General features: G+C 55.9%; 23 protein-coding genes and 2 tRNA genes. 21 read left to right on the top strand and 4 right to left on the bottom strand.

Features of this window, described 5'->3' with window-relative positions; all coding sequences use genetic code 11:
- Window positions 1-60: 60 nt before the first annotated feature.
- Window positions 61-543 (bottom strand): SsrA-binding protein SmpB, encoded by a 483-nt coding sequence (smpB, locus tag JQ848_RS19325; RefSeq protein ID WP_003439570.1) that lies wholly within the window; start codon window positions 541-543, stop codon window positions 61-63.
- 140 nt (window positions 544-683) lie between these two features.
- Between smpB and JQ848_RS19320 the strand changes: the two genes are divergently transcribed.
- The 3 genes from JQ848_RS19320 to JQ848_RS19310 are packed head-to-tail and all read left to right on the top strand — an operon-like array spanning window position 684 to window position 2840.
- Window positions 684-2087: a sodium-dependent transporter gene (locus JQ848_RS19320; RefSeq protein ID WP_003439573.1), complete on the top strand. Its 1404-nt coding sequence runs from the start codon at window positions 684-686 to the stop codon at window positions 2085-2087.
- A gap of 7 nt (window positions 2088-2094) precedes the next feature.
- Complete coding sequence (locus JQ848_RS19315; protein WP_003439577.1) at window positions 2095-2529, top strand: type II toxin-antitoxin system RatA family toxin; 435 nt, start codon at window positions 2095-2097, stop codon at window positions 2527-2529.
- 5 nt (window positions 2530-2534) lie between these two features.
- On the top strand, window positions 2535-2840 hold the full coding sequence (locus JQ848_RS19310; protein WP_003439578.1) for an RnfH family protein: 306 nt from the start codon (window positions 2535-2537) through the stop codon (window positions 2838-2840).
- A 56-nt stretch (window positions 2841-2896) separates the two neighbouring features.
- Here the strand turns inward: JQ848_RS19310 and JQ848_RS19305 are convergent, their stop codons facing one another.
- A complete protein-coding gene (locus JQ848_RS19305; RefSeq protein WP_010656958.1) occupies window positions 2897-3430 on the bottom strand; it encodes an outer membrane protein assembly factor BamE in 534 nt (177 codons plus the stop codon).
- A gap of 97 nt (window positions 3431-3527) precedes the next feature.
- Between JQ848_RS19305 and fur the strand changes: the two genes are divergently transcribed.
- Window positions 3528-3941 carry a ferric iron uptake transcriptional regulator gene (gene fur, locus JQ848_RS19300; protein ID WP_003439580.1) on the top strand — a complete coding sequence of 138 codons (414 nt, stop codon included), beginning with the start codon at window positions 3528-3530 and terminating at the stop codon, window positions 3939-3941.
- 96 nt (window positions 3942-4037) lie between these two features.
- On the opposite strand, the gene recN is transcribed toward fur, so the two are convergent.
- Entirely contained in the window at window positions 4038-5720 is a 1683-nt protein-coding gene (gene recN / locus JQ848_RS19295; protein ID WP_003439581.1) for a DNA repair protein RecN, read from the bottom strand.
- A gap of 253 nt (window positions 5721-5973) precedes the next feature.
- Here recN and grpE point away from each other — a divergent pair, with 253 nt between their 5' ends.
- The 7 genes from grpE (at window position 5974) to greA (ending at window position 16029) form a co-directional block, all read left to right on the top strand.
- A complete protein-coding gene (gene grpE / locus JQ848_RS19290; RefSeq protein WP_003439582.1) occupies window positions 5974-6540 on the top strand; it encodes a nucleotide exchange factor GrpE in 567 nt (188 codons plus the stop codon).
- A gap of 100 nt (window positions 6541-6640) precedes the next feature.
- A complete protein-coding gene (gene dnaK, locus JQ848_RS19285; RefSeq protein ID WP_003439583.1) occupies window positions 6641-8554 on the top strand; it encodes a molecular chaperone DnaK in 1914 nt (637 codons plus the stop codon).
- Window positions 8555-8875: 321 nt separating this feature from the next.
- Complete coding sequence (gene dnaJ, locus JQ848_RS19280) at window positions 8876-10000, top strand: molecular chaperone DnaJ (protein WP_003439584.1); 1125 nt, start codon at window positions 8876-8878, stop codon at window positions 9998-10000.
- A 10-nt stretch (window positions 10001-10010) separates the two neighbouring features.
- Window positions 10011-10817, top strand: coding sequence for a 4-hydroxy-tetrahydrodipicolinate reductase (dapB, locus tag JQ848_RS19275; protein WP_010656960.1), 807 nt, complete (start codon window positions 10011-10013; stop codon window positions 10815-10817).
- Between the two features lie 259 nt (window positions 10818-11076).
- Window positions 11077-12213 carry a glutamine-hydrolyzing carbamoyl-phosphate synthase small subunit gene (gene carA, locus JQ848_RS19270; protein WP_202211033.1) on the top strand — a complete coding sequence of 379 codons (1137 nt, stop codon included), beginning with the start codon at window positions 11077-11079 and terminating at the stop codon, window positions 12211-12213.
- A 121-nt stretch (window positions 12214-12334) separates the two neighbouring features.
- Window positions 12335-15556, top strand: coding sequence for a carbamoyl-phosphate synthase large subunit (carB, locus tag JQ848_RS19265; protein WP_003439590.1), 3222 nt, complete (start codon window positions 12335-12337; stop codon window positions 15554-15556).
- Complete coding sequence (gene greA, locus JQ848_RS19260; protein ID WP_003439592.1) at window positions 15553-16029, top strand: transcription elongation factor GreA; 477 nt, start codon at window positions 15553-15555, stop codon at window positions 16027-16029. The genes carB and greA overlap by 4 nt, the downstream gene beginning before the upstream one ends.
- Before the next feature lie 305 nt (window positions 16030-16334).
- Here the strand turns inward: greA and yhbY are convergent, their stop codons facing one another.
- Window positions 16335-16643, bottom strand: coding sequence for a ribosome assembly RNA-binding protein YhbY (yhbY, locus tag JQ848_RS19255; protein ID WP_003439595.1), 309 nt, complete (start codon window positions 16641-16643; stop codon window positions 16335-16337).
- Window positions 16644-16749: 106 nt separating this feature from the next.
- On the opposite strand from yhbY, the gene rlmE reads away from it, so the two are divergent.
- The 10 genes from rlmE to nusA all read left to right on the top strand — a co-directional run bounded on the left by rlmE (window position 16750) and on the right by nusA (window position 25338).
- Complete coding sequence (gene rlmE, locus JQ848_RS19250) at window positions 16750-17400, top strand: 23S rRNA (uridine(2552)-2'-O)-methyltransferase RlmE (protein ID WP_003439598.1); 651 nt, start codon at window positions 16750-16752, stop codon at window positions 17398-17400.
- Window positions 17401-17591: 191 nt separating this feature from the next.
- Complete coding sequence (ftsH, locus tag JQ848_RS19245; protein ID WP_003439601.1) at window positions 17592-19499, top strand: ATP-dependent zinc metalloprotease FtsH; 1908 nt, start codon at window positions 17592-17594, stop codon at window positions 19497-19499.
- Window positions 19500-19507: 8 nt separating this feature from the next.
- On the top strand, window positions 19508-20359 hold the full coding sequence (folP, locus tag JQ848_RS19240; RefSeq protein ID WP_202211032.1) for a dihydropteroate synthase: 852 nt from the start codon (window positions 19508-19510) through the stop codon (window positions 20357-20359).
- A 16-nt stretch (window positions 20360-20375) separates the two neighbouring features.
- On the top strand, window positions 20376-21713 hold the full coding sequence (glmM, locus tag JQ848_RS19235; protein WP_003439606.1) for a phosphoglucosamine mutase: 1338 nt from the start codon (window positions 20376-20378) through the stop codon (window positions 21711-21713).
- Window positions 21714-21779: 66 nt separating this feature from the next.
- Entirely contained in the window at window positions 21780-22535 is a 756-nt protein-coding gene (gene tpiA, locus JQ848_RS19230; protein WP_003439609.1) for a triose-phosphate isomerase, read from the top strand.
- Between the two features lie 2 nt (window positions 22536-22537).
- Window positions 22538-22921, top strand: coding sequence for a preprotein translocase subunit SecG (gene secG / locus JQ848_RS19225; RefSeq protein WP_003439612.1), 384 nt, complete (start codon window positions 22538-22540; stop codon window positions 22919-22921).
- A 29-nt stretch (window positions 22922-22950) separates the two neighbouring features.
- Window positions 22951-23036 (top strand) — tRNA-Leu (locus JQ848_RS19220).
- Between the two features lie 96 nt (window positions 23037-23132).
- Window positions 23133-23209: transfer RNA gene (locus tag JQ848_RS19215), tRNA-Met, on the top strand.
- Between the two features lie 141 nt (window positions 23210-23350).
- Window positions 23351-23809 (top strand): ribosome maturation factor RimP, encoded by a 459-nt coding sequence (rimP, locus tag JQ848_RS19210; protein WP_003439616.1) that lies wholly within the window; start codon window positions 23351-23353, stop codon window positions 23807-23809.
- A 47-nt stretch (window positions 23810-23856) separates the two neighbouring features.
- Window positions 23857-25338: a transcription termination factor NusA gene (gene nusA / locus JQ848_RS19205; RefSeq protein ID WP_003439619.1), complete on the top strand. Its 1482-nt coding sequence runs from the start codon at window positions 23857-23859 to the stop codon at window positions 25336-25338.
- Window positions 25339-25355 lie beyond the last annotated feature (17 nt).

Here is a 25355-nt window from a genome sequence, read left to right as displayed (position 1 = left end):
GGGGCCAAACCTGCAGGAGTGAGGCAAGCTCGCTCCTGCAGATGATAGGGGCAGGGAGGTTTAGTCTTCCTTGCCCTTGTTGCGCACTGCACGCTGCAGCTCGCGATCGGAGTCGCGCTCACGCTCGGTATGACGCTTGTCGTATTCCTTCTTGCCTTTACCCAGGGCAATTTCGCATTTGATCAAGTGCTTGCTCCAGTAAAGCGAGAGGCAGACGCAGGCGTAACCCTTCTGCTGCACCGCGGCAAACAGCTTTTCCAGCTCGCGCTGGTTAAGCAGCAGTTTGCGGCTGCGCGTCGGGTCGGCAATAACGTGGGTGCTGGCTGTCGTCAGGGGGGCAATATGGCTGCCAAGCAGCCAGGCTTCACCGTCCTTGAGTAGCACATAGCTGTCGACCAGCTGTGCCTTGCCTGCACGCAGACTTTTTACTTCCCAGCCGGCCAGGACCAGACCAGCCTCGAACCGATGTTCGATGAAGTAATCGTGTCGCGCTTTTTTATTCTGCGCGATGGTCCCTGTGGGGTGTTTCTTCTGTTTAGCCATAGGGCCGGCATTATAGGCAGTTGCTAGCGTGTCGGCTACGGCCAACCTGCGAGTTTGTGCGTGCAGGACTGCGTGCTTGAGCGCGTAGGGTGATTCCCGGACAATGCGCCCTCTTTTTTTAGTGGTTGGGCGTAGTAACGATGTCGACAGACAAGGTTTCTGTCCACGGCAGTTGGGCAAGCCGTTGGGTCTTTATTTTCGCTGCGACCGGTTCTGCCGTGGGTCTGGGCAGTATCTGGAAATTCCCTTACATGGTGGGCGTCTACGGTGGCGGTGCTTTTGTATTGGTGTTTCTGGCCTGTATCGCGCTGATTGGTGTGCCGGTGATGCTGGCTGAAACCCTGATCGGTCGGCGGGCGCGACTGAGTCCGGCAAATGCCTTGAAGGTATTAGCGGTGGAGGCCGGGCATTCCGGGCGTTGGTCCTGGGGTGCTTTTGCCGGGATGATCACGGCACTGCTGATCCTGTCTTTTTATAGTGTGGTCGGCGGCTGGTCGCTGGATTACATCATCAATATGGGCAAGGGCGATTTTCAGGGCGCGACGGCTGATCAGGTGGGTGCTTACTTCGGTGGCGTGATTGCCGACCCATGGCGCCTTACGTTCTGGCATACAGCGTTCATGCTTCTGTCAGCGTTTGTGATCGCCAGGGGTGTGGTAGCGGGTCTTGAGCGCAGTTTGCGGATCATGATGCCTATTCTGTTTGTACTGTTGCTGGTGCTGCTGGGTTACAGCATGACCACGGGGCACTTCATGGAGGGCGTGCATTTCATGTTCGACTTCAACCCCGACCGGGTGCTCGACGGCTTGCTGGCGGCAATGGGACATGCGTTCTTTTCGCTCAGTGTGGGCGTGGGTTCTATCATGATCTACGGTGCATATATGCCGAAAAACGCATCGATTTCCGGGACGGTTGTCGGTGTGGCGCTGATCGATACCTTTGTCTCATTGCTGGCCGGACTGGCATTGTTTCCAATTGTATTCGCTTCGGGTTTGAACCCGAGCGAAGGCCCAGGGCTGATGTTTGTGACCTTGCCGTTTGCCTTTGGCAACGTAGCGTTCGGTCAGTTGATGGGGGTGGTGTTCTTTGTTCTGGTGGCCGTGGCAGCCTGGAGTTCGGCTATCTCACTGCTTGAGCCGATGGTGGCTTACCTTGTTGAGCGGACCCGGGTCAGGCGCCTTTGGGTCACGTTCTGGCTGGCCTTTACCTGCTGGTTCGTCGGTCTGGGTACGGTGTTTTCGTTCAATATCTGGAAGCAGGCCAAGTTTTTCGTGAGCGAAGAATCAGGTTTTCACCTGTACCAATGGGGGGCTGCCAGCGGTCTGGACTTCTTTGGTGTCGTTGATTTCTTCACCTCGCGTATCATGCTGCCTTTAGGCGGGCTGTGCTTTGTGGTCTTTGCAGGCTGGATCATGGGGCGTGGCGCAGTACGCGACGAGTTGTCGATGCGCAGCCCGGCGATGTTCACCCTGACTCTTTTCTTGATGCGCTATGTGGCGCCACTCGGCATTCTGATTGTGTTTGCCGCCCAGCTGTGGAAGTAACGCTGACATGACTACCCATATCCAACGCTCTGCCTTGCTGCCTTATCCGGCGCAGGCTCTTTATGACCTGGTTAACGATGTTGCGAGTTATCCGGAGTTCTTGCCGTGGTGTTCATCGGCCGAAATTCTTGAAAGCACCGAGGTGCTGATGCGCGCCAGCCTGGGTGTGGCCAAGGGCGGTTTGAGCCAGCACTTTGTGACGCGTAACACGCTGGTGCCGGGGCAATCCATTGAGATGAATCTGGAAGAGGGGCCATTCACCAAGTTGCACGGCCTCTGGGTGTTCAAGCCATTGGGCGAGAAAGCCTGCAAGATCAGTCTGGATATGACGTTTGATTACGCCGGGGCGATTGTGAAGGCGACCTTGGGGCCGTTGTTCAATCAGGCCGCCAATACGCTGGTAGATGCGTTTTGCCAGCGCGCCAAGCAGTTGTATGGCTGATTCTGATGATTGATGTTGAGGTTGTCTACGCGGCTGTCGATCGTCAGCGCTTGCTGGTTTTGGCGGTACCGCAAGGCACTACTGTACGGGCGGCGGTGCTGGCGTCGGGTATGGATAGCGAGTTTGCGGAGCTGGATCTGCTGAATTGCCCTGTGGGGATTTTCGGCAAGCAGGTCGCAGCGCCAGACAGCCATGTATTGCAGGCCGGTGATAGGGTTGAAATTTATCGTCCTTTGCTGGCCGACCCTAAAGAAATCCGGCGCCAGCGTGCAGCCAAAGCGGCTGAAGCCAAGCGCCTGAGCCAGCTGTAAGCACTTTAGACAGACAACAAAAAGCCCGGCATGCCGGGCTTTTTTGTGCCGAACCTTTATTGTTCGGTTGTATCCAAAGGCGCTGGAGTCGGTACAGGTACCGCTTTGACTCCATCGACGTCTTTCTGGATCTGATCGAGCAGCGAGCCAGGTTTAGGTGGCTCATCGCTATTCTCGCTCGGTGCAGTCTCAGGCACTGGCGGGGTGGTTTCACCCGGGGCAGTGTCTTTGCCGAGAATTGCCTCGTCGCGGCTCACGCCAGGCTTGAAATCGCCTGACAAGCTGATGAGCTGGTCGTTTTCGTTGAAGAACACGCTCACGCGTTCTTGTTGGCGTTCACCGCCACCGGGTTGCAGGCTATACAAATAATCCCAACGATCCGGGTGGAATGTATCGGTCAGCAGGGCGTTGCCCATGATAAACCGCACTTGCCGGCGGGTCATTCCCGGGCGTAACTGGTTTATCATGTCCTGCGTGACGACATTGCCCTGCTGGATGTCGATTTTGTAAACCCCGGGGAATGAACAACCGGCGAGTGCGAGCAGTCCCACAAAGGTGAAACTGGTTAGCAAGAGCTTGGTGTTTTGCATCGGTGGGCGACTTCCACTATCTTGGCTGGGACAACGTAAACGCCGATCATACCCGTATTAAGAGAAGCTGCGAAGCGCTTCCGCGAGAAAGCTAACCATGGTTGAAAATAGCGAACTACGTAAGGCCGGACTTAAGGTGACTCTGCCACGAGTCAAGATTCTACAAATGCTTGACTCTGCCGAGCAGCGTCACATGAGTGCCGAGGATGTTTACAAGGCATTGATGCAAGCTGGCGAAGACGTCGGTCTGGCCACGGTCTACCGTGTACTGACGCAGTTTGAGTCCGCAGGGCTGGTGATTCGCCATAATTTTGATGGCGGTCATGCAGTCTTTGAATTGGCCGATGCCGACGGCGGACACCACGACCACATGGTCAACGTGGACAGTGGTGAAGTGATCGAGTTTTTCGACGAAGACATCGAAAAACTGCAACATGCCATCGCCGCCAAACATGGCGTCGAGCTGGTAGATCACAATCTGGTGCTGTACGTACGCAAGAAAACTAAATAAGCATGTCGCGCGAACCCCGGTTCGCGAAACCAACGAAGGCGACCCCAGGGTCGCCTTCGTGCTGTCTGAATCTTGGTGTTTGTTGACCGTTCGTCGTTAAGCTGCCAGGTTTTTTGCTGTGACCACCATTTTCTTGGCATGAGCCAATGATTCTTTGGTCAGATCGATACCGCCGAGCATGCGCGCGACTTCTTCTACTCGCTCTTTTTGACTGAGTTTCGACACGGCGGTGCGTGTGGTTTCGCTCTCGCGAACCTTGTGTACGAAAAGGTGCTGGTGGCATTGCGCTGCCACTTGCGGCAGGTGGGTGACCGTCAGCACCTGGCCGCGCTCGCCAAGCCTGCGCAGCAACTGGCCAACGATTTCAGCAGTTGGACCGCCGATGCCCACGTCGACTTCGTCGAATACCAGGGTGGGTACGCGTGAGGTTTGTGCGGTGATGACCTGGATGGCCAGGCTGATGCGTGACAGTTCGCCGCCAGAGGCCACCTTGGCCAGGGCTTTAAGAGGCTGGCCGGGGTTGGCGCTGACCAGCAGTTCAACTTGCTCCAGACCGTGGGGCATCGGGTCGGTGCTGTTTTGTGGGCGCAACTCGATGACGAAGCGGCCACCAGGCATGCCCAGGCGCTGGATTTCTTCTTCTACTGCACTGCTCAGCTGTGTTGCCGCATGGGCACGCAAACCGCTGAGTTCGCGTGCGCACTCCTGATAGTGACGGGTGTACGCGGTCAGTTCATTGTTCAGGCGCTCAATGGACTCATCGTTGGCGTTGAGGGTTTCGATCTCTTCCAGTAGCCGTTGCTGCAGGGCGGCAACGTCATTTGGCTGGACGCGGTGTTTGCGTGCCAGGGTGTAGATGGTGTCCAGTCGCTCTTCGAGGTACTGCAGGCGGCCCGGGTCAGCATCAAAATGATCGAGGAAACGGTTAAGTTCGCCCACGGCCTCTTCGACTTGAATTTGTGCGCTGGCCAGCAGGTCGGTTGCTTCGCTCAGCGAGCCGGAGTTGTTGTTGATGCTCGACAGGCGATTCAGGCTCACGGTCAGCGCGTTGAGTACGTTGCCGGAATCGTTTTCGCTGCACTGTTCAACCACCTGGCGGCAGATAGTCAGCAGGGTTTCGGCGTTGGTCAGGTTCTTGTGTTCCTGCTCCAGCTCTTCCAGTTCGTTTTCGCCCAGCGAGAGGGTTTCGAGTTCTTCGAGCTGGTAGCTCAGCAGTTGGTGGCGTGCGCGCTGCTCGTCACCCGAGTTGGACAGGTGCTCGAGTTCCTGGCGGGTCTGGCGCCAGCGTTGTGCTGCCAGATGGACCTGGCGGGCCAGATCGGTGGCTCCCGCATACTCGTCCAGCAAGCGGCGATGGGTGTCGGGTTTGAGCAGCGACTGGTGTTCGTGCTGGCTGTGGATATCGATCAACAACTCGCCCAGGGCTTTCAGGTCGCCTTGAGGGCAGGGTGTGCCATTGATGTAGCCGCGTGAGCGTCCTTCGGCGGTGATCACTCGGCGCAGGATGCACGGGCCTTCAGCCTCGAGATCGCGTGCGGCAAGCCATGCCCGGGCTTCGGGGATATCCTGCAGGTCGAAGGTGGCCAGGATGTCGGCCTTTTCGGCCCCGGGGCGAACTACGCCACTGTCGGCGCGGTCACCCAGGGTAAGGCCGAGCGCATCGAGCATGATCGATTTACCGGCACCGGTCTCGCCAGTGATTACACTCATCCCGCGATCCAGTTCAAGATCGAGATGTTCAACGATGGCGTAGTTATGTACGGACAGGTGCACCAGCATAGGAGCTGCTCCAAAACGTAATGTCTGGTTATTTATACAGTGTTTTGTTTCGTGCTGACAATGCCTTCGTTTAGTTCGATTTGCTTGGTCATTTTGCTTTTTTAGGTCGTTTCGATTGTCCAGCCGGGGCTTTTGCTCGAGGGGAAAGACCACACTTACTGCTTTTTGGCTCTTGAACCTGAAAATTGCGACCCCATATACCTTGGCAGAAGCGCGAGTCGAGCTCGCGGACAAAGTTTGAAAGGAGAAATCTATGGCAGACGAACAGACTATGGATACGCAGAATCAAGACGCTAATCAGGCCGCTGATGCAGGAAGCGAAGATCTGGTATCCCGCGTGCAAGTGCTTGAAGAGCAGCTGGCGGCCGCTAATGATCAGGCTTTGCGCGTAGCTGCCGATCTACAGAACGTTCGCCGCCGTGCAGAACAGGACGTTGAAAAAGCACACAAATTTGCACTGGAAAAATTTGCTGGCGACCTGTTGCCGGTAATCGACAGTCTGGAACGCGGCCTTGAGCTGTCGAACCCGGACGACGAAAGCATTCGTCCAATGCGTGAAGGGATCGAGCTGACCCTGAAAATGTTCCAGGACACCCTGAAGCGTTATCACCTGGAAGCTATCGATCCACACGGCGAGCCCTTCAATGCCGAGCATCACCAGGCGATGGCAATGCAGGAAAGCGCTGACCTGGAGCCAAACAGTGTGCTCAAGGTGTTTCAAAAAGGTTATCAGCTCAATGGTCGCTTGCTGCGCCCGGCTATGGTCGTAGTCAGCAAGGCTCCAGCGCCGGTTTCGCCATCGATTGACGAGCAGGCTTGAAATCGGCCGCAAGGCCCCCATTTAGAAGTCAAGCGTTAAGTAATGCCGCAGTTGGTCATTACTGCTGCGGCAAAAAAATTCAAATTTAGGGAGAGTTAACATGGGCAGAATTATCGGTATTGACCTCGGGACCACCAACTCGTGTGTTTCGGTTCTGGAAAACGGTAAAGCAAAAGTTATCGAAAACGCTGAAGGCGCGCGTACCACGCCGTCGATCGTTGCGTATGCCAACGATGGCGAAATTCTGGTTGGCCAGTCGGCCAAGCGTCAGGCAGTGACCAATCCGCATAACACCCTGTACGCGGTGAAGCGTCTGATCGGTCGTCGTTTTGACGAAGAAGTTGTGCAGAAAGACATTCAGATGGTTCCGTACAAGATCGCCAAGGCTGACAACGGCGACGCTTGGGTTGAAGTGAACGGCCAGAAAATGGCTCCGCCACAAATCTCGGCTGAAATTCTGAAGAAAATGAAGAAGACCGCCGAAGACTACCTCGGCGAGCCAGTGACTGAAGCGGTTATCACCGTTCCGGCCTACTTCAACGACAGCCAGCGTCAGGCGACCAAAGACGCCGGCCGTATCGCGGGTCTGGACGTAAAACGCATCATCAACGAACCAACCGCTGCTGCTCTGGCTTACGGTATGGACAAAGCGAAAGGCGACCACACTGTCATCGTTTATGACCTGGGTGGCGGTACTTTCGACGTGTCGGTAATTGAAATTGCCGAAGTGGATGGCGAGCACCAGTTTGAAGTGCTGGCGACCAACGGTGACACGTTCCTGGGTGGTGAAGACTTTGACATCCGTCTGATCGACTACCTGGTTGACGAGTTCAAGAAAGAAAGCGGCATGAACCTCAAAGGTGACCCGCTGGCGATGCAGCGTCTGAAAGAAGCTGCTGAAAAAGCCAAGATCGAACTGTCTTCGAGCCAGTCGACTGACGTGAATCTGCCGTACATCACTGCAGATGCCACCGGTCCTAAGCACTTGAACGTGAAGATTTCCCGCGCCAAGCTGGAATCGCTGGTTGAAGACCTGGTTCAGCGCACCATCGAGCCTTGCCGCACTGCACTGAAAGACGCCGGTATCGACGTTGGCGCGATCAACGACGTGATCCTGGTCGGTGGTCAGACTCGCATGCCGCTGGTACAGAAGCTGGTAACCGAGTTCTTCGGCAAGGAAGCACGTAAAGACGTGAACCCGGACGAAGCTGTTGCAATGGGTGCTGCTATCCAGGGCGCAGTATTGGCCGGTGATGTGAAAGACGTTCTGTTGCTGGACGTGAGCCCGCTGACTTTGGGTATCGAAACCATGGGTGGCGTAATGACTGCCCTGATCGAGAAAAACACCACGATTCCTACCAAGAAATCGCAAGTGTTCTCGACTGCTGACGATAACCAGGGCGCAGTGACCATTCACGTGCTGCAAGGCGAGCGCAAGCAAGCCGCTCAGAACAAGTCGTTGGGCAAGTTCGACCTGGCTGACATTCCACCAGCTCCACGTGGCGTGCCTCAGATCGAAGTAACCTTCGACATCGATGCCAACGGCATCCTGCACGTAAGTGCAAAAGACAAGGCGACTGGCAAGTCTCAGTCCATCGTGATCAAGGCTAACTCGGGTCTGTCCGAGGAAGAAATTGCTCAGATGGTTCGTGACGCTGAAGTCAATGCTGAAGAAGACCGCAAGTTCGAAGAGCTGGCAGCTGCACGTAACCAGGGCGACGCACTGGTTCACTCGACTCGTAAAATGATCGCTGATGCTGGCGATAAAGTGACCGCAGAAGAGAAAGTTGCAATCGAAGCTGCAGTAGTTGCACTTGAAGCCGCTGTTAAAGGCGATGACAAGGCTGCTATCGAAGCCAAGGTTGAAGAGCTGTCCAAGGTGTCTGCTCCGGTCGCACAGAAAATGTACGCCGAGCAAGCGAACCCGGCAGACGCAGCGGCCAAGCCTGCTGAAGAAGCCAAGGCTGACGACGTTGTCGACGCCGAGTTCGAAGAAGTAAAAGACAACAAGTAATTAGCTTGTTGGTCGGCCGGTTGACCGTGCATTAGCGGTGACTGGTAGGATGTCGCCGCGCGGGAGCTTGCTCCCGCGTTGGCGTGTCTGGAGTAGAGGAATTTTTACAGCATGCGACATGGTCGAATGCTTGCGGTTGGGTCCGGATCTTTTTTGTTTCCGCTTGGCTGTAACCGCTCCTGTTGGCCGATGCATTGGCTGTTAATCAGAAACCAATATCGTTGAAAAAGACGTGAGTCGGGCTTGGTCTTTACTGGGGTCCGGCGGGTTTGGTGAGGCTCGGGAGGGTTTTGCCGAACGTCCTTGAGAGTGCAAAGAATTATGGCAAAGCGCGATTATTACGAAATATTGGGTGTTGAACGTACTACCACTGAAGTGGAGTTGAAGAAGGCATATCGTCGCCTCGCAATGAAGCATCACCCGGATCGCAATCCGGATGACAAGGCTTCCGAAGAGTTGTTCAAGGAAGCCAACGAGGCTTACGAAGTTCTGTCGGACTCCAGTAAGCGTGCCGCCTATGATCAATACGGCCATGCCGGTGTTGATCCGCAAATGGGTGGCGGCGGTGCCGGTTTTGGCGGGCAGAACTTCTCCGATATTTTCGGCGATGTGTTCAGTGATTTCTTCGGCGGTGGTCGCGGTGGCTCCCGGGGCGGCGCTCAGCGGGGCAGCGATTTGCGCTACACGCTGGAGCTGGATCTGGAAGAGGCCGTACGCGGTACCACGGTCAATATTCGTGTGCCGACGCTGGTCAACTGCAAACCATGCGATGGTTCGGGTGCCAAGAAAGGTTCTTCGCCGGTTACCTGTACGACCTGTGGCGGTATTGGCCAGGTGCGCATGCAGCAGGGCTTTTTTGCTGTGCAGCAGACCTGTCCGCGTTGCCACGGTCAGGGCAAGATCATTTCTGATCCGTGCGACAGCTGCCGTGGCGAAGGCCGCGTAGAAGAATACAAAACCCTTTCCGTAAAAGTGCCTGCGGGCGTAGATACGGGCGACCGGATTCGTCTTTCGGGCGAAGGCGAGGCGGGTGTGCAGGGCGGGCCGACCGGCGATCTGTACGTGGTGATCGAGGTGCGTGAGCACGCGATCTTCCAGCGCGACGGCAAGCATCTGTTCTGTGAAGTGCCGATCAACTTTGCCGATGCTTCGCTGGGTGCCGAGATTGAAGTGCCGACCCTGGATGGCCGGGTCAAGCTGAAGATTCCGGAAGGCACGCAAACCGGCAAGCAGTTCCGTCTGCGTGGCAAGGGTGTTGCTCCGGTACGTGGCGGCGGCGCTGGTGACTTGATGTGCCGTGTGGTGATCGAGACGCCGGTGAAACTGAGCCGTCGTCAGCGTGAGCTGATGGAAGAGTTCCGTTCGACACTCGAAGGCGATAGTAGTCATTCGCCGAACGCAACCGGCTGGTTCGAAGGCGTGAAGCGCTTCTTCGGCGATTTGTAAGGAGCGGGACATGCGACGTATGGCTGTGATGGGCGCTGCTGGGCGCATGGGTAAGACCTTGGTCGATGCGGTGCAGCAGCGCTCACCAGTGTGCGGGCTGACGGCGGCCATCGTGCGCCCGGGCAGCTCCCTGGTGGGGGTGGATGCCGGTGAGCTGGCCTCTATCGGGCGTATCGGTGTGCCGTTGTCGGAAAACCTGCAAGCGGTCGCGGCTGATTTCGACGTACTGATCGATTTCACCCTGCCTGAGGTAATGCTGGCCAACCTGGCCGTGTGTCGCCAGTTGGGCAAGGCCATGGTGATCGGTACTACGGGGTTGAATGCCGAACAAAAGCAGTTGCTGGTTGAAGCTGGCCAGGATATTGCGATTGTTTTTGCCTCCAACTTCAGTGTGGGCGTCAACCTGTCGTTCAAGCTGCTGGATATGGCGGCACGGGTGATGGGTGAAGATGCTGATATCGAAATCATCGAAGCTCATCACCGGCACAAGGTCGACGCGCCTTCGGGAACCGCGATGCGCATGGGTGAGGTCATTGCCAGTGCATTGGGGCGTGACCTGCAGCAGGTGGCGGTCTATGGTCGCGAAGGTCACACCGGCGCCCGCGAGCGCGAAACCATCGGTTTTGCGACAGTTCGGGGCGGTGATGTGGTGGGGGATCATACGGTTCTGTTTGCGACCGAGGGCGAGCGTCTTGAGATCACCCACAAGGCATCCAGCCGCATGACCTTCGCCAAGGGTGCCGTTCGTGCTGCGCTGTGGCTCGACGGGCGTGAGCCCGGGCTGTATGACATGCAGGATGTGCTCGACCTGCGTTGAGTTGTCTCTGTAAAATCAGGCTGTTGGCGCGCCGGCAGCCTGACTTTTAACCGCTAAGCGATGTTCTGTCGCATTCCTCTGCCTTTTAGGCTCTTTAGCGGTAGACCAAAAAAGCCTTTTTCTGTAAGCTACAGCTTTAGTGTGTCCACTAAAAGCGCGCAGATAATTCGATGAAGAAGCGGGGTGACGTGTCCATACGTCACTCCGCTTTTTTACAACCTGCGATCGCCCTTTCAGGCTTTATTTACGGGAGGTCTTCTTGACTAAGCAAGCCATACTCGCCCTCGCTGATGGCAGCATTTTTCGCGGCGAAGCCATTGGAGCCGACGGTCAGACCGTTGGAGAGGTGGTGTTTAACACCGCAATGACTGGCTACCAGGAGATCTTGACGGATCCATCCTACGCTCAGCAAATCGTTACCCTGACTTACCCGCATGTTGGCAATACCGGTACTACGCCGGAAGATGCCGAGTCTGATCGTGTCTGGTCCGCAGGTCTGGTTATTCGTGATCTGCCACTGGTTGCCAGCAACTGGCGCAACACGATGTCGCTTTCCGATTACCTGAAAGCCAACAATGTTGTCGCTATCGCAGGTATCGATACCCGTCGCCTGACCCGCATTTTGCGTGAGAAAGGTGCACAGAACGGCTGCATCATGGCCGGCGACAACATTTCTGACGAAGCTGCCATTGCTGCTGCGCGCGGCTTCCCGGGCCTGAAAGGCATGGATCTGGCGAAAGTTGTCAGCACCGAGAAGGCTTACGAGTGGCGCTCCAGTGTCTGGAACCTGGCCACCGATAGCCATCCGACAATTGAAGCGTCCGAGCTGCCTTATCACGTAGTTGCCTACGACTACGGCGTAAAGTGGAACATCCTGCGCATGCTGGTTGAGCGTGGCTGCCGCGTCACTGTTGTGCCGGCACAAACTCCGGCCAGCGACGTACTGGCACTGAATCCGGATGGTGTGTTCCTGTCCAACGGCCCGGGTGATCCGGAGCCATGCGACTACGCAATCACGGCTATTCAGGAAGTGCTGAAAACCGAAACTCCGGTGTTCGGTATCTGCCTGGGACACCAGTTGCTGGCTCTGGCGTCCGGCGCCAAGACGGTGAAAATGGGTCACGGCCACCACGGTGCGAACCACCCGGTTCAGGATCTGGACACGGGCGTTGTGATGATCACCAGTCAGAACCACGGTTTTGCGGTTGATGAAGCGACTTTGCCGGCCAACGTGCGCGCAATCCACAAGTCGCTGTTTGACGGCACCTTGCAAGGTATCGAGCTGACCGACAAGAGCGCTTTCAGCTTCCAGGGTCACCCTGAAGCCAGCCCTGGCCCGAACGACGTAGCGCCGCTGTTCGATCGTTTCATCAATGAGATGGCCAAGCGCCGCTGATCATACCCTTGTGCCAGTGCCCAGTGCCCAGTGCCGGCCCCGGACTCCGGCGGCCCCTTGGGTGCTTCACAGACTTGATCGACGGCTTGCCGACTGACCTGCGGATTTGAGTGACAAACCCATGCCAAAACGTACAGACATTAAAAGCATCCTGATTCTCGGCGCTGGCCCGATCGTTATCGGCCAGGCCTGTGAATTCGACTACTCCGGCGCCCAGGCTTGTAAAGCTCTGCGCGAGGAAGGCTATCGCGTCATCCTGGTGAACTCCAACCCGGCCACCATCATGACCGACCCGGACATGGCCGACGCAACGTACATCGAGCCGATCAAGTGGCAGACTGTTGCCAAGATCATCGAAAAAGAGCGTCCGGACGCTCTGTTGCCGACCATGGGTGGCCAGACTGCTCTGAACTGCGCACTGGACCTGGAGCGTGAAGGCGTTCTGGAGAAGTTCGGCGTAGAAATGATCGGCGCCAATGCCGACACCATCGACAAGGCTGAAGACCGTTCGCGTTTTGACAAGGCGATGAAGTCCATCGGTCTGGATTGCCCGCGTTCCGGTATCGCCCACAGCATGGAAGAGGCCAATGCGGTCCTCGAAAAGCTGGGCTTCCCGTGCATCATCCGTCCATCGTTCACCATGGGTGGCACCGGTGGCGGTATCGCTTACAACCGTGAAGAGTTCGAAGAAATCTGCGCTCGTGGTCTGGACCTGTCGCCGACCAAAGAGCTGCTGATCGACGAATCCCTGATCGGCTGGAAAGAGTACGAAATGGAGGTTGTCCGCGACAAAAAGGACAACTGCATCATCGTTTGCTCGATCGAAAACTTTGACCCGATGGGCGTGCACACCGGTGACTCGATCACTGTTGCTCCGGCACAGACCCTGACGGACAAGGAATACCAGATCATGCGTAACGCCTCGCTGGCGGTACTGCGTGAGATCGGCGTTGAGACCGGTGGTTCCAACGTGCAGTTCGGCATTTGCCCGGACACTGGCCGTATGGTTGTGATCGAGATGAACCCGCGTGTTTCGCGTTCTTCGGCGCTGGCTTCGAAAGCCACCGGTTTCCCGATTGCGCGTATCGCTGCCAAGCTGGCGATCGGTTACACCCTGGACGAGTTGCAGAACGAAATCACCGGTGGCGCTACTCCGGCGTCCTTCGAGCCGTCCATCGACTACGTCGTGACCAAGCTGCCGCGCTTTGCTTTCGAAAAATTCCCTAAAGCCGATGCGCGCCTGACAACTCAGATGAAGTCGGTTGGTGAAGTCATGGCCATTGGCCGGACTTTCCAGGAATCCTTGCAGAAAGCCCTTCGCGGTCTGGAAGTGGGTGTCAGCGGTCTTGATCCAAAGCTGGACCTGAGCAACCCGGAAAGCATGGCGGTGCTCAAGCGCGAGCTGACTGTGCCGGGTGCCGAGCGTATCTGGTACGTGGCCGACGCATTCCGTGCCGGCATGACCGTAGAAGACATCTTCGGCATGAACATGATTGACCCTTGGTTCCTGGTGCAGATCGAAGATCTGATCAAGGACGAAGAGAAGATCAAGACCATGGCGCTGTCTTCGATTGATCGCGATGCCATGTATCGCCTCAAGCGCAAAGGCTTCTCCGACGCACGTCTGGCTGTACTGCTGGGTGTGACCGAGAAGAACCTGCGTCGCCATCGTCACAAGCTGGAAGTGTTCCCGGTTTACAAGCGCGTTGACACCTGCGCAGCCGAGTTTGCGACCGACACGGCTTACATGTACTCGACCTATGAGGAAGAGTGCGAGGCCAACCCTTCGGATCGTGACAAGATCATGATTCTGGGTGGTGGTCCGAACCGTATCGGTCAGGGTATCGAGTTCGACTACTGCTGCGTTCACGCGGCTCTGGCGTTGCGTGCCGATGGTTACGAAACCATCATGGTCAACTGCAACCCGGAAACTGTTTCCACTGACTACGACACCTCGGATCGTCTGTACTTCGAATCTGTGACCCTGGAAGACGTGCTGGAAATCGTACGTGTCGAGAAGCCGAAGGGCGTGATCGTCCAGTACGGCGGCCAGACCCCGTTGAAACTGGCCCGTGCGCTGGAAGAAGCAGGCGTGCCGATCATTGGTACCAGCCCTGATGCTATCGACCGTGCAGAAGACCGTGAGCGCTTCCAGCAAATGGTTGAGCGTCTGAACCTGCGTCAGCCGCCAAACGCCACTGTGCGCAGCGAAGACGAAGCCATTCGTGCTGCCTCCAAAATCGGTTACCCGCTGGTGGTTCGTCCTTCCTACGTGTTGGGCGGCCGGGCGATGGAAATCGTTTACGAAGAAGACGAGCTCAAGCGTTACCTGCGCGATGCGGTGAAAGTGTCCAACGACAGCCCGGTGCTGCTGGATCACTTCCTGAACTGTGCAATCGAAATGGACGTTGATGCCGTCTGCGACGGAACTGACGTAGTGATCGGCGCGATCATGCAGCACATTGAGCAGGCAGGTGTTCACTCCGGTGACTCCGCATGCTCGCTGCCACCGTACTCGCTGCCGTTGCATATCCAGGACGAGATGCGTGAACAGGTCAAGAAAATGGCTCTGGAGTTGGGCGTTGTCGGCCTGATGAACGTGCAGCTTGCTCTGCAGGGCGAAGATATCTACGTGATCGAAGTGAATCCGCGTGCTTCGCGTACAGTTCCTTTCGTATCCAAGTGCATCGGTGTTTCCCTGGCGATGATCGCGGCGCGGGTGATGGCTGGTAAAACCCTGAAGGAAATCGGTTTCACTAAAGAAATCATTCCAAACTTCTACAGCGTGAAAGAGGCGGTCTTCCCGTTCGCCAAATTCCCTGGTGTTGACCCGATTCTCGGCCCGGAGATGAAGTCCACCGGTGAAGTGATGGGCGTGGGCGATACCTTCGGTGAAGCTTTTGCCAAGGCTCAAATGGGTGCCAGCGAAGTTCTGCCTACCGGCGGTACTGCGTTCATCAGCGTACGTGACGACGACAAGCCTTTGGTGGCGGGTGTTGCACGTGATCTGATCAGCCTGGGCTTCGAGATTGTTTCGACCGTTGGCACTGCCAAGTTTATCGAGGCGGCGGGTCTGAAAGTACGCCGGGTGAACAAGGTGACCGAAGGTCGTCCGCACGTTGTCGATATGATCAAAAATGATGAAGTCAGCCTGATCATCAATACGACCGAAGGTCGTCAGTCGATTGCTGACTCTTACTCCATTCGCCGCAACGCTCTGCAGCACAAAATCTACTGCACCACGACTATTGCTGCTGGCGAAGCGATCTGCGAAGCGCTTAAATTCGGTCCTGAAAAAACCGTACGCAGCTTGCAGGATCTACACGCAGGATTGAAGGCATGATCAAATACCCAATGACGGTCCAGGGCCATAAAGCCCTGGAAGAAGAGCTTGCACACCTGACCAAGGTTGTTCGGCCAAAGCTGAGCAAGGAAATCGGTACGGCGCGCGAACTGGGCGACCTCAAGGAAAATGCTGAGTACCATGCCGCTCGTGAGCTGCAGGGTATGTCTGAGGCGCGTATCCGTGATATCGAGGGCCGTCTGCAGAACGCAGTGGTTATTGATGTGGCGGCGATTCCTCATACCGGCAAGGTGATTTTCGGCACGACGGTCGAGATCGCGAACGTTGAAACTGACGAGCGCGTGACTTATCAGATCGTTGGTGAGGATGAGGCTGACTTCAAACTCGGAAAAATCTCCGTAGGTTCGCCACTTGCTCGTGCCTTGATTGCCAAGGAAGAAGGTGATGTGGTTGCGGTGAAAACACCGGGCGGCGTCATTGAGTACGAGATTGTCGAAGTACGTCACATCTGAGAAAAGGCGCCCGCTTCGTGCGGGCGCACTTCTTTGGCGGCCGGCCCGGATATCCGGGTTGGCGGCTGATGCTTGTTGCACACAGAATTTTTTGGCGGTGCCGGGCTGTATGCTGTGGTGTCGCTGTTGATCAATGTATCGCGTAGTGTGGCCGATAAGCGGCGAGCACTATTTGATGCAGTCTGCTGGCGGGATGTGTTGCGATGGCTGGTTCTGGCTGCCTGATGCGTTGCGCGGGCAGTTTTTGCTATTGGCCAGGCAAGAGTGTCAGGGCGCGCAAAGCGCACCCTTGACCCTTGTCGGCATCACTTGAAACGATGGATGTTCGACAGTTGCTTGTTAACATTGACGTTCTTGCGGTAAAGAAGCGCCATTTTGCCGATAACCTGCACCAATTCCGCTTTGCCTGCCTTGCACAGTTCTGCAATGGCCTCCAGGCGGGATTCGCGATCCAGGATGTTGACTTTGATTTTAATCAACTCGTGATCGCCCAATGCGCGTTCGAGTTCGGCTAAAACACCCTCAGTCAAACCATTATCAGCCACAGTCAATACTGGTTTCAGATGGTGGCCAATGGATTTGTACTGTTTCTTCTGCTCTTGAGTGAGCGGCATAATCTGACCCCTGTGTCTGATCTTGTAAAAAGCGGCGGCCAGTTTACCCGAGGGAGTCCGGGACCGCCCAGTTAATCACGACCCGTTTATTTTTTTGAGGTGGCCCGTGGCCCGTTCCAAGACTAGCCTTAACTGGCTGAAAGAGCATTTCAACGACCCATACGTCAAAATGGCGCAAAAAGACGGGTATCGTTCGCGTGCCAGCTACAAGTTGCTGGAGATCCAGGAACGTGACCGCATTATTCGCCCGGGCATGACTGTTATTGACCTGGGGGCCGCCCCGGGTGGCTGGTCGCAGGTCACCAGCCGTCTGATCGGCGGTCAGGGGCGACTGATCGCTTCGGACATCCTGGAGATGGACAGCATTCCTGATGTGACCTTTATCCAGGGTGACTTTACCGAAGATCACGTACTTGCCCAGATTCTTGAAGCTGTCGGAAATACGCAGGTAGACCTTGTGATTTCGGATATGGCCCCCAATATGAGTGGATTGGCAGCTGTTGACATGCCTCGGGCGATGTTCTTGTGCGAATTGGCACTGGATCTTGCCGGACGTGTCTTGCGGCCCGGTGGTGATTTTTTGATCAAGGTCTTCCAGGGTGAAGGCTTCGACGAATACCACAAAGACATTCGCAAGCTGTTTGATAAGGTGCAGATGCGCAAGCCGTCTTCTTCGCGAGACAGGTCCCGTGAGCAATATTTGCTGGGCCGCGGCTTTCGTGGAATCGCCGGATCTGCCAGTGATGAGCGTCTCTGAATAGGGTGATAGGTTTTTTTGTATCGCTTTACAGATCCCACATAAAGAATATTGTGTAGTCAAAGTTTCACAAAGGGTTACAGACGGAGCCTGCAAGGGTTGTAGGCAATGTAGTAAGTTATGCCGGTGAATATCATGCGAAGCACGCTTCAGTAGCGGGGCTTGCTTCAGAGGGTAGCTAATTGAACGATATGGCAAAGAATCTGATCCTGTGGTTGATCATCGCAGCTGTCCTGGTGACAGTGATGAACAACTTCTCCAGTCCAAACGAGCCACAAACCCTCAACTATTCCGACTTCATCCAGCAAGTTAAGGATGGCAAGGTCGAACGCGTTGCCGTGGACGGCTACGTGATTACCGGCAAACGCAGCGATGGCGATTCCTTCAAAACCATCCGTCCGGCTATTCAGGACAACGGTTTGATCGGTGATCTGGTTGATAACCATGTGACCGTTGAGGGCAAGCTGCCTGAGCAGCAAAGCATCTGGACTCAATTGCTCGTTGCGAGCTTCCCGATTCTGGTGATCATCGCTGTCTTCATGTTCTTCATGCGTCAGATGCAGGGCGGTGCCGGCGGTAAAGGCGGACCGATGAGCTTTGGCAAGAGCAAGGCGCGACTGCTATCGGAAGACCAGGTCAAAACGACCCTGGCTGACGTAGCCGGTTGTGACGAAGCGAAAGAAGAAGTAGGCGAGCTGGTCGAATTCCTTCGCGATCCGGGCAAGTTCCAGCGTCTGGGCGGTCGAATTCCCCGTGGTGTGCTGATGGTTGGCCCGCCGGGTACCGGTAAAACCTTGATCGCCAAGGCGATTGCTGGCGAAGCCAAGGTGCCGTTCTTCACGATTTCCGGTTCGGACTTCGTTGAAATGTTCGTCGGTGTTGGTGCCAGCCGTGTTCGTGACATGTTCGAACAGGCGAAAAAGCACGCACCTTGCATCATCTTTATCGATGAAATCGATGCTGTCGGCCGTCACCGTGGTAACGGTATGGGCGGCGGTCATGATGAGCGTGAGCAAACCCTTAACCAGTTGCTGGTTGAGATGGACGGCTTTGAGATGAATGACGGTATCATTGTGATTGCCGCCACCAACCGTCCGGACGTGCTCGACCCTGCGCTGTTGCGTCCAGGCCGCTTTGACCGTCAGGTCGTGGTTGGCTTGCCGGACATTCGTGGCCGTGAGCAGATTCTCAAGGTGCACATGCGCAAAGTTCCGATGGGCGATGATGTCCAGCCAGGCGTGATTGCGCGTGGTACTCCGGGCTTCTCGGGTGCTGACCTGGCCAACCTGGTGAACGAAGCTTCCCTGTTTGCAGCGCGCACCGGTAAGCGTGTTGTGGAAATGAAAGAATTTGAGCTGGCTAAAGACAAGATCATGATGGGCGCAGAGCGCAAATCGATGGTCATGTCGGACAAAGAAAAGCGCAACACGGCTTATCACGAAGCGGGTCATGCCATTGTTGGTCGCGTTGTGCCTGAGCACGACCCGGTTTACAAGGTTTCGATCATTCCTCGTGGTCGCGCCCTGGGCGTCACCATGTTCCTGCCGGAAGAGGATCGTTATAGCCTGTCCAAGCGTGCTCTGATCAGCCAGATCTGCTCGCTCTATGGCGGCCGTATTGCTGAAGAGATGACCCTGGGCTTTGACGGTGTGACTACCGGTGCGTCCAACGACATCATGCGTGCGAGCCAGATTGCCCGGAACATGGTCACCAAATGGGGCCTGTCCGAGAAATTGGGCCCGCTGATGTATGCCGAAGACGAAGAGTCGTATCTGGGGCGTGGCGGTGGTCAGAGCTCGAGCGTTTCGGGCGAGACAGCCAAGCTGATCGACTCCGAAGTGCGCAGCATCATTGATCAGTGCTATGGCACTGCCAAGCAGATCCTGACCGACAATCGTGACAAGCTGGAAGCCATGGCTGATGCCTTGATGAAGTACGAAACGATCGATGCCGATCAGATCGACGACATCATGGCGGGGCGCCCGCCACGGGAGCCGCGTGACTGGGAAGGTGGTGGCTCGGGTACCCCGACTGCTCCAACCCTGGACAAGACCGAGCGCCCGGAAACACCTATCGGCGGCCCAGCTGCTGATCAATAAGGCTTGAAATGACTTTTGTTCAGCCCTCAACCCGGTTGCCTTGCGGCAACCGGGTTCTTGATTTGGCCCATCCGCACGTGATGGGCATTCTCAATGTCACCCCTGATTCCTTTTCTGATGGCGGTCGCTTCGCTGCGGTGGATGCGGCAATGCGCCATGCGCAGGCAATGGTTCTTGCGGGGGCAACCCTGATTGATGTCGGCGGTGAGTCAACTCGCCCCGGTGCTCCGGTGGTTTCGCCACAGGAAGAACTTGATCGGGTGGCGCCTGTTGTCGAGCGCATCAGTCGTGAACTTGATGTCATCATTTCGGTCGATACCTCCGCGCCCATCGTCATGACTGAGGTTGCGCGCCTTGGCGCCGGCCTGATTAATGATGTGCGCTCATTGCGCCGCGAAGGTGCCCTGCAGGCTGCTGCAGCCACAGGTCTTCCGGTATGCCTGATGCATATGCTCGGCGAGCCCGGGGATATGCAGGACAACCCGCATTACACTGATCTGGTCGGTGAGGTGTCGGCATTTCTTGCTGAGCGCATGGCGCAATGCGCCGCTGCCGGGATTGCGTCTGAGCGCATAGTGCTGGATCCGGGATTTGGTTTCGCCAAGACGTTGCAGCACAACCTGAGTTTGTTTAAGCACATGGAGGCCCTGCATGCACTGGGTCGACCATTGCTGGTAGGTGTTTCGCGTAAAAGCATGATTGGGCACGCGCTGAATCGGCCGGTTACAGAGCGACTGTATGGCAGTTTGGCTCTGGCAGCGCTGGCCGTGACCAAGGGTGCGCGAATATTGCGTGTCCATGACGTTGCCGAAACAGTTGATGTGGTACGGATGATCGCAGCGGTAGAGTCCGCCGACTAAGAATGATGGAGCACTTATGACGAAGAAATATTTTGGCACCGACGGTATTCGTGGTCGGGTCGGCGTTTATCCAATTACCCCTGACTTCATGCTCAAGCTCGGTTGGGCGGCGGGTATGGCGTTCCGCAGCAAGGGTGCATGTCGCATCCTGGTAGGCAAGGACACGCGCATTTCCGGTTATATGTTCGAGTCCGCGCTAGAGGCCGGTCTGTCTGCGGCCGGTGCCGATGTGATGCTGTTGGGGCCAATGCCTACTCCGGCCATTGCTTATCTGACGCGCACCTTCCATGCGGAAGCGGGCATTGTGATCAGTGCTTCGCACAATCCCCACGACGATAACGGTATCAAGTTCTTCTCGGGGGATGGCACCAAGTTGCCTGATGACGTCGAGTTGATGATTGAGGAGTTGCTGGACACTCCGATGACCGTCGTTGACTCCGACAAGCTGGGTAAGGTGTCGCGTATCAATGATGCGCCGGGTCGCTATATCGAATTCTGCAAGAGCAGTGTGCCGAGCAGTACCAACTTCAGCGATCTGAAGATCGTTATTGATTGCGCCCATGGTGCGACCTACAAGGTTGCGCCAAGTGTTTTCAAGGAGCTGGGTGCACAAGTCACTGTGTTGTCGGCTCAGCCTAATGGTTTGAACATCAACCATGATTGCGGCTCGACCCATATGGGGCAGTTGCAGGCTGCAGTCCTGGCTGAGGGCGCGGACCTGGGTATCGCGTTTGATGGCGACGGTGACCGGGTGCTGATGGTTGATCACACGGGCGCGATTGTTGATGGTGATGAGTTGCTGTTCATCATTGCCCGCGACTTGCATGAGCGTGGCAAATTGCAAGGTGGTGTCGTCGGCACGCTGATGAGTAATCTCGGGCTTGAGTTGGCGCTGGATGACCTGGGCATTCCCTTCGTTCGGGCCAATGTCGGGGATCGCTATGTGATTGCAGGCCTGCAAGAGCGCGACTGGCAGGTGGGCGGTGAGAACTCGGGGCATATCGTGTGCTTCCAGCATACGACCACCGGTGATGCGATTATCGCTGCCCTGCAGGTGCTGCTGGCGTTGCGTCGCCGTGGCGACAGTCTGGCCCAGGCGCGTCAGGCGTTGCGTAAATGTCCGCAGGTGCTGGTAAATGTGCGGTTTGGTGGTGGTGTTGACCCGGTCGAGCACCCGGCCGTCAAAGAGGCCTGCGCACGAGTCACTGAAGCCATGAAAGGGCGTGGGCGTGTATTGCTGCGCAAGTCGGGTACCGAGCCTCTGGTGCGCGTAATGGTCGAAGGTGACGATGAAAATATGGTTCGCGGCTATGCCGATGAGCTGGCAAAACTAGTAAGTGAAGTTTGTGCCTGAATTCGACTTGCCAGCGCGGATGTGGTTGGGTAACATCTGCGCCCACTTTGACCGACGAGGTAAAGCATGCGTCGCATGATGGTAGCTGGTAACTGGAAGATGCACGGTACCTGCGCCAGCGTCGCTGAGCTGATCGTTGGTCTGCGTGATCTGTCCTTGCCTGGCAGTGTTGATGTTGCAGTATTCCCGCCTGACCTGTTCATTGATCGTGTGATCAAAGGCTTACAAGGCGCGCCAATTTCGGTTGGTGCTCAGAATGCTGCGGTTGAAGCAAAGCAGGGCGCTCTGACCGGGGAGATTTCTTCGAGTCAGTTGCAGGATGCGGGTTGCGCATTGGTGCTTGTAGGTCACTCTGAGCGTCGCCTGATTCTGGGTGAGTCGGATGAGACCCTCAATCGCAAGTTTGCAGCAGTTCAGGCTTCTGGTCTGACGCCGGTGTTGTGTATAGGGGAAACCCTGGAGCAGCGCGAAGCCGGGCAAACCCTTGAAGTGGTAGGGCGTCAACTGGATGTCGTGATTGACGCATTTGGTATTGAGGCTTTTGTAAATGCAGTGATTGCATATGAGCCGGTCTGGGCCATTGGTACCGGGCTGACTGCATCACCGCAGCAAGCGCAAGATGTGCATGCGGCCATTCGCGCACAGTTGGCGCAAAAGAATTCTGAAGTCGCGCAAGGTGTGCGGCTTCTATACGGCGGCAGCGTGAAGGCGGCCAATGCGGTCGAACTGTTCAGCATGCCGGATATCGATGGGGGACTCATTGGCGGGGCTTCCCTGAATGCAGATGAGTTCGGTGCGATTATTCGTGCCGCAGGAAACTGAAAATGCTGGATAACGTCGTAACTGTTTTTCATCTGCTGACAGCTTTGGGTGTAATTGCCCTGGTTTTGCTGCAACAGGGTAAGGGAGCGGATGCTGGAGCTTCTTTTGGCGCAGGTGCATCAAATACTGTGTTCGGAAGCCAAGGTTCCTCTACCTTTCTTAGTAAGTTTACTGCTATACTTGCCGCAGGTTTTTTCATAACCAGCTTGGGGTTAGGTTACTTTGCTAAAGAGAAAGCTGAACAGCTGACTCAAGTAGGTTTGCCAAATCCAGCGGTTTTGGAAGTTCCAGTGCAAAAGCCGGCTTCAGATGATGTTCCGGTGCTTCAAGAGCAAAAGTCGGCAACTCCTGCGACTGACGTACCTCCAGCTCAAGAGCAAAAGTAAAACGGGTTTCATGATGTAACTGTAGTATTGCCGAGGTGGTGGAATTGGTAGACACGCAACCTTGAGGTGGTTGTGCCCATAGGGTGTAGGGGTTCGAGTCCCCTTCTCGGTACCAATTATCAAGAATGCCCGCAGTAGCGGGCTTTCTTGTATGTGGAAGGTTGGATTGACCCTGAAAAGGATCAACCGTATACTTCCGCTCCAGCTTTGTCGCGGGATGGAGCAGTCTGGTAGCTCGTCGGGCTCATAACCCGAAGGTCGTCGGTTCAAATCCGGCTCCCGCAACCAGTTTTAGCGGAGCCCCTTATTAGGGGCTTTTTGTTAACTGGACACTTTATAGCGTCGGTATTCAACGACGTTTCAGAGATGGGCGCTTCGCCCATTTTTTCATTTTGCACAGCATGCACAAACATGCACTAGGGGGTTCAAGTGTCGAGCAAGCTAGAAGAGTTGCAGGCCTTGCTGGCCCCGGTGATCGTGGCCCTTGGCTATGAATGCTGGGGTATTGAATTTTCGGCTCAAGGCCGCCATTCAATGTTGCGTGTGTATATCGACAAGGAAGGCGGCGTATTGGTGGATGACTGTGCAATTGTCAGTCGTCAGATCAGCGGTGTTCTGGATGTCGAAGATCCTATCGCTGTTGAATACACCCTTGAAGTCTCTTCTCCTGGCATGGAACGCCCGCTGTTCACTCTTGAACAGTTCGCGAAATATGTCGGTGAGCAAGTGAAGATCAAGCTGCGCTCGCCTTTTGAAGGGCGACGTAACTTTCAGGGCCTTCTGCGCGGCGTAGAGGAGCAGGACATCGTGGTGCAAGTTGAAGACCATGAATTCCTGTTGCCGATCGATATGATCGACAAGGCCAACATTATTCCCAGTTTTGACTGAGACGCGGATCCCGCGGATCCAATGGCTTGCGAAAGGCGAGGCGTACGATGAGCAAAGAAGTACTGCTGGTTGTTGAGTCGGTGTCCAATGAAAAGGGCGTACCGGCAAACGTTATTTTTGAAGCGCTGGAGCTGGCTCTGGCCACCGCTACTAAAAAGCGTTTTGAAGACGAAGTCGATCTGCGTGTGGAAATCAATCGCCACACCGGTAATTATGAGACTTTCCGTCGCTGGACTGTGGTCGAAGACGAAGATCTGGATGATCCAGCAATCGAGTTGGCGGTAGACCAGGCCCAGGCGAAACAGCCAGGCGCTGTAGCCGGCGATATTATCGAAGAAAAAATCGATTCTATCGAATTCGGTCGGATTGCTGCACAGACTGCCAAACAGGTAATCGTGCAGAAAGTCCGCGAAGCCGAGCGTGCTCAAGTAGTCGATGCCTATCGTGAGCGTCTGGGCGAAATTATTTCGGGTACCGTTAAAAAGGTGACACGTGACAATGTGATCGTCGATCTGGGTAACAACGCAGAAGCGTTGCTGGCTCGTGAAGACATCATCTCGCGTGAAACTTTCCGTGTTGGCGTACGCCTTCGCGCACTGCTGAAAGAAATTCGTACCGAGAACCGCGGTCCTCAACTGATCCTGTCGCGAACCGCGCCGGAGATGTTGATCGAGCTGTTCCGTATTGAAGTTCCAGAAATCTCCGAAGGCCTGATCGAAGTGATGGCGGCCTCCCGCGATCCTGGATCTCGCGCTAAAATAGCCGTTCGCTCCAAAGACAAACGCATTGATCCGCAAGGTGCCTGCATCGGTATGCGCGGTTCGCGCGTCCAGGCAGTGTCCGGCGAATTGGGCGGAGAGCGAGTGGATATCGTCCTTTGGGATGACAACCCGGCGCAGTTCGTGATCAACGCAATGTCGCCAGCAGAAGTAGCGGCGATTATCGTCGACGAAGATGCCCATGCCATGGACATCGCCGTTGGCGCAGACAATCTGGCCCAGGCGATTGGTCGCGGCGGTCAGAACGTACGTTTGGCCAGCCAGTTGACCGGCTGGACCCTGAACGTGATGACCGAATCGGACATCCAGGCTAAGCAGCAAGCAGAAACCGGCGACATCCTGCGCAACTTCATCGAAGAGCTTGAAGTTGATGAAGACCTGGCGCAGGTACTGGTAGATGAAGGCTTTACTAGCCTGGAAGAGATTGCCTACGTACCGGTGGAGGAAATGCTCAACATCGATGGCTTTGACGAAGATACCGTCAACGAGCTTCGCGCTCGAGCCAAGGATCGTTTGTTGACTAAAGCCATCGCTACTGAGGAAAAGCTGGCAGACGCCCATCCGGCCGAAGACCTGCTCTCGCTTGAGGGTATGGACAAGGATTTGGCGATGGAACTGGCGGTGCGCGGCGTAATTACCCGCGAAGACCTGGCCGAGCAGTCTATTGACGACCTGCTCGACATCGACGGCATTGACTCTGATCGTGCCGGCAAGTTGATCATGGCCGCCCGAGCCCATTGGTTCGAGTAATTAGGCGCGGCCTGAGG

It is taken from the genome of Pseudomonas paraversuta, assembly GCF_904067025.1.
Taxonomy (GTDB): domain Bacteria; phylum Pseudomonadota; class Gammaproteobacteria; order Pseudomonadales; family Pseudomonadaceae; genus Aquipseudomonas; species Aquipseudomonas paraversuta.
Note: the sequence above shows the minus strand (reverse complement) of the source record. Positions and strands in the feature narration are given on the sequence as shown.